General features: G+C 50.4%; 6 protein-coding genes. All 6 read left to right on the top strand.

All coding sequences use genetic code 11. The annotated features are described in order from the left end of the window. A partial coding sequence (pilM, locus tag M7R55_RS04425) for a type IV pilus assembly protein PilM (protein WP_298218868.1) occupies positions 1-880 on the top strand: 880 nt, incomplete at its 5' end. Then, a complete protein-coding gene (locus M7R55_RS04420; protein ID WP_298218867.1) occupies positions 880-1,470 on the top strand; it encodes a PilN domain-containing protein in 591 nt (196 codons plus the stop codon). The genes pilM and M7R55_RS04420, both read left to right, overlap by 1 nt. A gap of 3 nt (positions 1,471-1,473) precedes the next feature. Further along, the gene (gene pilO, locus M7R55_RS04415; protein ID WP_298218865.1) at positions 1,474-2,088 is read left to right on the top strand and encodes a type 4a pilus biogenesis protein PilO; all 615 of its coding nucleotides are present in this window, start codon (positions 1,474-1,476) and stop codon (positions 2,086-2,088) included. Beyond that, entirely contained in the window at positions 2,085-2,648 is a 564-nt protein-coding gene (locus M7R55_RS04410; RefSeq protein WP_298218864.1) for a pilus assembly protein PilP, read from the top strand. Before pilO ends, M7R55_RS04410 begins: the two co-directional genes overlap by 4 nt. Before the next feature lie 6 nt (positions 2,649-2,654). Beyond that, positions 2,655-4,841, top strand: coding sequence for a type IV pilus secretin PilQ (locus M7R55_RS04405; RefSeq protein ID WP_298218862.1), 2,187 nt, complete (start codon positions 2,655-2,657; stop codon positions 4,839-4,841). A 33-nt stretch (positions 4,842-4,874) separates the two neighbouring features. After that, positions 4,875-7,385 carry an Ig-like domain-containing protein gene (locus tag M7R55_RS04400; protein ID WP_298218860.1) on the top strand — a complete coding sequence of 837 codons (2,511 nt, stop codon included), beginning with the start codon at positions 4,875-4,877 and terminating at the stop codon, positions 7,383-7,385. The last annotated feature ends 17 nt before the right edge of the window (positions 7,386-7,402 follow it).

The following is a 7,402-nucleotide window of genomic DNA, read 5'->3' as shown; positions in this document are numbered from 1 at the left end:
GGCCAAAACCAAACACATTGTCATGGCCGTGCCGACCAGTGCCAGCGTCAGCCGGGTGCTGACCATCAGCAACCCCGGCAATGAGTTCGAACTGGAAGAACAGGTACGAATGGAATCGGATCAATACATCCCCTTCCCTATCGACGAAGTCAGTCTCGACTTCGAGCCGCTTCATCCCGAAGCAGGATCAAAACAGAAAAAAAAGCAGTCCAATGAAGACAGCAGTATCCAGGTCATCATGGCGGCCACCCGTACCACCAATGTCGAAGCACGTGTCGCGGTAGCCGAAGCGGCTGGGCTATCCGTCGATGTCATGGATGTCGAATCCTTTGCCATACAAAATGCATTCACGGAAATCATCGCACCCACTTTAACAGCCGAAGATCGCGCCCAGCCGGTCGCCCTGCTGGATGTGGGCGCCAACACCACCACGATCAATGTATTCAGTGGTGACGATATCATCTATAGCAAGGAACACCCATTTGGCGGCAAACAGCTGACGAATGAGATCTCCATGTATTACGGCCTCTCACCAGAAGAAGCAGAAGAGAAAAAACGCAATGCCACTTTGCCAGATGATTACCATCGCAAAGTGCTGCAGCCATTCATTGACAACATGGCGATGCAAGTAGAGCGGTTCATTCAATATTTCTATTCAGAAACCAATCGCGGCACCATCGGACTGATCCTACTCGGCGGTGGAACTGCAAATACCCCGGGCGTTATCGAACGGATTAACAATGAAACCGGCATACAAACTCGCAGTGCGAATCCGTTTGTTGCCATCGGCCAAGGATCAAGAATATCCGCAGAGTTGCTCGCCAATCATGGCTCATCGATGCTGGTTGCTTGCGGCCTCGCTTTACGGAGTTTCGACTAATGAGAAGAATCAACCTCCTTCCCTGGCGGGATGAACGCCGCCAAACCTTGCAGCGCAATTTCGTTCTGCATCTCGCGGGTTCAGTGGTCGCGGCTTTGATTATCGGTGGCGGCATTCACCTGTACGAACAGAACCAGCTCAATTTTCAAGATCAGCGCAATCAATACCTCAACGGGGTTATCAAGGATCTTGACCGGAAAATCCAGTCCATCAACGAGCTGAAAAAGAAAAAAGCAGAATTGATCGCCCGCATGCAGGTGATCGAGACCCTTCAATCCAGCCGTCCTGTGATCGTCCACCTAATGCAGGAGTTCGTTTCAACCCTGCCCGATGGCATCCAGTTGACCAACATTGCCATTACGGGCGATAAAACCATCGCCATTCAGGGTTATGCCGATGCGCAGGCGCGGGTTGCCGATTACCTGCACCGCCTCAACGATTCGGAGTATATAAAGGACGCCATCATTGTCGGCTCGGGTATTCTTGCTCAGAATCAGGACAAAAAGGGGTCCTCTTCAAATCGATATGTGTTCTCGATTACCGCATCGGTCAAAACACCCAAATCGGCCGATGCGAATAAGGAGCAATAAGAGATGGATCTCAATGAATTAAAAAACCTGGACTTCCAGACCATCGGGCTTGCGTCTCTAGGGACGCGTATGGTGATCTTCCTCTTCGTTATCGTCCTGATTGTTGGCGCAGTCATTTATTTCGACACCCTGCCTCAACGGGATGAGCTCGCTCAAAAGCAGCGTCAGGAAACAAGTCTGCTGGCCACGATTGAGACCAAGCAAAACCTTGCCGCCAACCTTAAGGCCTATCAGGATCAGCTCAAAATAATGCAGACGAGCTTCGGCGAGCTACTCCGACAACTGCCGAATAAAAGCGAAGCTGAAAATCTGATTATCGATGTTGCCCAAACTTCTCTCAAGAACGGTCTTAAAAACAAGCAAATTCAGCCGGGCCGTGAAATTAAGCATACCTTCTATGCGGAGATGCCCTACACACTGACGCTGGAAGGCAGCTACAACCAACTGGCGAAATTCATTAGTGACACGGCTAATCTGTCCCGAATTGTCACACTGCACAATCCAACCATCAAGCCGGAAAACGGAGAAAGCCCGGACATGAAGTCCCCGCCGCTTGTCATGACCGTTGTGACCAAAACCTACCGTTACCTTGAGCAAGGTGAAGGAGAAGGCAAATGAAGCACAATCGGCCTTTTTCTCGTGAACAGAAAACCTCCTCGATCAAATGGATATTGGTATTAGCACCGGCCGCACTCATGTTGAGCGGCTGCGCGAACAACATGAGCGATCTGACACAAAAAGTTGACCGAATTCTGGCGAGGCCCGGTGGGAAGATTGAGCCCATCCCTGAAATGAAGCCCCTACCGAAATTCAGTTATGTGGAAACCAAGGACCGCACACCATTTTCGCCAGCCGATACCCAGACTGCAAATAAAGGCAACGGCATCACCCCAGACATGAACCGCTCCAAAGAGCCGCTGGAAATGTATCCACTGGACGCGCTTGCCATGAAGGGCGTACTCGAACGCAAGGGCACGAAGTACGCGCTAGTCCGGGACGGTGATGATGTCTTACATGAGGTGCAAGTGGGCAACTACATGGGGATGAATTACGGCAAGGTCGTCAAGATCACGACCGACAAGATCACGCTCGAAGAAATCGTGCCCGACGGACAGGGCGGCTGGCGCAAGCAAACTGCGATTGTCCAGCAAAAGCGACCAAATGATTCAAGGGGATAGAAAGCAATGAACAGCGTTATGGATGCAAAAACACTTTATCGACCTCTGACCCGAGCCATCCGGCAATCGTTGGGCGTGTTATCGATATCACTTCTTATTCCCTCCATTGGTTATGCAGTCGACATCAATACGATTAGTACCGACCGCACAGCGGATGGCTCTATTCAAGTACACTTCAAACTGTCAGCGCCTCTATCAGGTAGTCCCGACAACTTCCAGATCGACAACCCAGCGCGGGTGGCGATCGACCTGCCTGACACGACGAACAAGACCGGCGAACGTACCCGGAACATCAACCTGGATCCCGTAAAGTCACTGCTGATGGCCCAAGCCGGCGGTAAAACGCGTGTTGTATTCAACCTGACCCAAGCCACCCCTTACGCCATCAACCCGCAAGGCAATGAATTAACCGTTACCTTCAAACCTGCCGCTGTCAGCAACTCGACCCCGACGGGCCGGCCCGTCAGCACCACGGCGGGTAGCAATCCGATCACCGCCATGGATCGTGGACAGAGCATCGATTTCCGGCGTTCGGCCGATGGCGCGGGCAGACTGCTCATCCAGACCTCCGGCCCGAACGCCCCCATGAAGATGCGCAGCGAAGGCAGCAACATCATCATTGATCTATCCAACACCCGCGTCGAGTCCGGCCGCTTCGGCGTCAAGGACTTTGCCACGCCGGTAGAAACAGTGGATGTTCGCCCCATGGGGAGCGGCAGCCGTATTACCCTCTATACCCGCAACGCGGGCGAGCACATGGCCTATCAGACGGATAACCGCCTGGTCGTTGAAGTCAAGCCCATCCCCAAAGGTGAAGGCGCGCAAAACATCGGTGAGAAAAAATATACCGGTGAACGCCTGACCCTGAAATTCCAGGACATCCAGATTCGACCCCTGCTCCAGCTCATTGCGGATTTCACGGGCAACAACATCGTTGTCAGTGACGATGTCAAAGGCTCAATCAGCCTTCGGCTCGAAAATGTACCCTGGGATCAGGCGCTTGACCTTATTCTAGAAACAAAAGGATTGTCGATGCGCAAAAATGGCAATGTCATGTATGTTGCACCCACAGCAGATATTGTGGCGCGAGATAAAGCCGAACTTGAAGCCCGTCAGCAATCACAGCAGCTCGCTCCGCTAACCACCGATATTATTCAAATTAATTACGCTAAAGCAGAAGATATTTACAAGCTGCTTGAGTCCGCATCCAAGACAAACGCATCGTCGGGTAAAAACGGCGAAAGTACGGATACCGCACAGCGTTTCATCAGTGACCGCGGCAGTGTGACGGTTGACGCCCGCTCCAACAGCCTAATCGTTACCGATACCGCCAGTGCACTTGATCGCATCCGTGACCTGATTCAAAAACTCGACAAGCCCGTTAAACAGGTACTGATTGAAACCCGAATTGTGATCGCCACCGACAACTTTGCTCGTCAACTGGGCGTCCGCTGGGGTGTGACGGGTGTTGGCACCGGAAATGGCAACGTATACACAACCGCTACCAACGGCAACGATGCCGCAACCATGGCTCAAAATGTCGCCTCGGGCGCCGCTGCGGGTATCCCAGGCTCGCTTTACAATTTCAACACACCGATAAGCGGCACCCCGACCGGTGGCTTAGGCTTAGCCATTCTTGGCTCCAACGTATTACTTGATCTGGAGCTATCCGCGCTACAAACAGAAGGTACAGGTGAAATCGTTTCCAGCCCGAAAGTCATTACCACGAACGGCCACACGGCATTGATATCCCAAGGCACAGAAATCCCCTACATTGCCACCCAAACGGCCGGTGGTGTGGCCAGTAACACAGTCAGCTTCAAAAAAGCAGTTCTGTCCACAGAAGTAACGCCGCAAATCACACCGAACAACAACATCATTATGGATATTGATGTTAAAAAGGATGAGCCGGACTACACCAATTTACTGCCTGGCACGACCAATCCGCCGATCAACACGCGTGAAGTCAAAACCAAAGTAGAGGTCAAAAATGGTCAAACAGTGGTATTGGGTGGTATTTATCAATTCACTAACACCAATTCAATAAATAAAGTCCCCTTCTTGGGCGATTTACCTGGCTTGGGAAATTTGTTCAAAAATCGAGAGATCAACAACCAACGCCTTGAATTACTGATTTTCGTCACGCCGAAAATAATTGATTCAAACCAACAACTCGTTGACACAACGGAATAAAGTCTCAAGAACACAATCGGGAGAACGTGAACCATGTTTAGCAAACTGATAAATAAACTGAAGGGCGGCATCGTGATTGCCACCATGCTCACCCTGACGGCATGCGGTGGTGGTGGCGGAGGCTCCAGTTTGGTGAGTAGCCCCGGCGGCACAGGAGGCACCACACCGCCAACAACCGCCACCTACAAAATCACGCTTTCAACTGATAAAACCAGTTTGAATGCAGGCGGCACGGCAAACCTGACCGCTTCTGTTACAGATGCATCGGGCGCTGCTGTCGATGGAGCGACCGTTTCGTTCGCCTTTGGTTCAAAACTGTCAAACGGTACGCTGTCGGCCAATTCGGCCACCACCGCCGCAGGGTCTGCCTCGGTGCGCTACACCGCCGGTACTCAGTCCGGTACCGATACCATCATCGCCACCGTCACCGATACCAACGGCAAAACCGTGCAGTCGGCCGTGTCCATTGCAGTGACTGCAAGCGATGCCACCGCATGTAAAAATGTTGCCTATTCTGGAACTGGTGCAACCGTTCTTAGCAGTTTCACGAATATCTCAGGCCCAACGACTTTTACAATGTCTTATAAGGGTTCTGGTAATTTCATTGTCAATCTCAAAGATGCGACGGGCAATAACGTTGCTTTACTGGCGAACGAGATTGGTGATGTAGTCAATAGGCAACAATCAGTAACTTTAGATGTCACAAAAACATACTTCATTGCAGTTGAAGAAGGTTTGGGGCAATGGACAATAGCAGTAAACAACCCTAGCTGTACTTCTGCTCCTGATACTGTTGGCTTTGTTCAAATATTAACCTCAACGGGCCAAGTCGATACAAACAGCTCAGCAGGTACTGACGTTACCGTAATCGTAAAAAGCCCAACAAATGTTTTAATGCCTAATGTGCCAGTAACACTGAGTGCCAGCGATGGCAACATTACGCCACCTGCGGGCGGTTTTGTTACCGCGGCCAACGGTGCGGTAACTGCCAAGCTGGATACCCAGGGTTTGTATAAGAATGGAACAATTACTCTGAATGCGTCGGCAGGCGGTGTGAACGCCACCCGCGCAACCGTTAACGTAAGTGGCACAAAAATTGCTATTAATGGCCCGAGTGCAGGCACAGCTGGCAATAACTTAAGTTACGCATTGCTTTTGCAAGACAGCAACAACAAGCCAATTTCTGGGCAATCAGTTAATCTCACTAGCACTGTGGGCATTGTCACGCCTGGATCAGTTGTCACGGATGCAAATGGTCAAGCTCCATTCAGCCTATCAGCAACGGCAAATACCACCCTAACGGCGAACGCTACTGACTTGAATACGACGGGTTCACTCGATGTAAAAGTGGCTCAGGTAGCAGTTAACTTTACGAAACCAGCGGTTGATTATGATGCCCAAAATCCGAACGCTGGTTCGATTTTGGCAATTAGCCCATCAAATCAACCTCCACCACACCCATTTATCGTGAAAGTCACTGATGGGGGTAATGCGGTTATGGGTCAAATAGTAAACTTTGCAACCACTCGCGGTAATTTAAGCAGTAACACTGCTCTAACAGATAACAACGGAGATGCCACGATTTATCTAGGTTCGTCTACTGCAGGCCCCGCCATCGTCACCGCAACATACGGAGCCGTAAGTGCTAGCAGAATCGTAGCCTTTACTGCATCTACTGCAACACAAGTTATTGTTCAAGCCACACCAAGCACGGTGGCTCCAAACAATAGCAGCACCATTACAGCAAAATTAATGGACAGCAACGGCAATTCTGTTGTAGGTAAAAATGTAACATTTACCACTGACGACACTTCAGGTGGTGCCTTCACTTCTCCCACAGCGATCACAGATGAACAAGGGGTAGCAACAACGACCTTTACAGCGGGTAACGGCACTTCGCCGAATTTCACAATTACCGCAACAGATACGGCAGATAACATTAACGGCACAACTAAAATGAATGTAGCCAACAAAACCGCCTTCGTAACCATTGGAACAGATAATTTAATTGCTAAATCAGCACCAAATTATCAAAAAACCTACAGTGTAATTGTGACGGATATCAATGGCCGGCCAATGACAGATCAGCCTGTAAACATTTATCTGTACTCAACCGCTTATGCGTTAGGTGATTGGTCTTTCGACCCAGCAGCAGGAAAGTGGGTTCAAAATGTCAATAACCCTCCAGGCACGTGCACAACTAACGACACCAATCATGATGGCGTACTGAACCCAACTGAGACAGCGGTTGTTAGCGCCACACGAGGGAATGTAATTGCACCAGGCAACGTAGCTACATTCAGCCCCGCTCAACCGAGGACAGATCAAAATGGTATTGCAACCATTACAGTCACTTACCCTCAAAACTACGCATCTTGGGTAAAGGTCTATCTTTCTGCGACCACAACAGTATTAGGCACGGCAAACACCAGTGCATTAAATTTCTGGTTGCCCGTAAGTGCTGATGATGTAACCAGCCAATCCGGCCCCGCTGCTCAAACGAATCCTCTAGGCAACGGTGCGAGTTGTTTTGCAATCAACTAGAGCTCGTAAAATTTGAG

The sequence above is a fragment of the Halothiobacillus sp. genome, from assembly GCF_027346185.1.
Lineage (GTDB): Bacteria > Pseudomonadota > Gammaproteobacteria > Halothiobacillales > Halothiobacillaceae > Halothiobacillus.
This window is presented reverse-complemented; position numbering and strand designations above follow the sequence as displayed.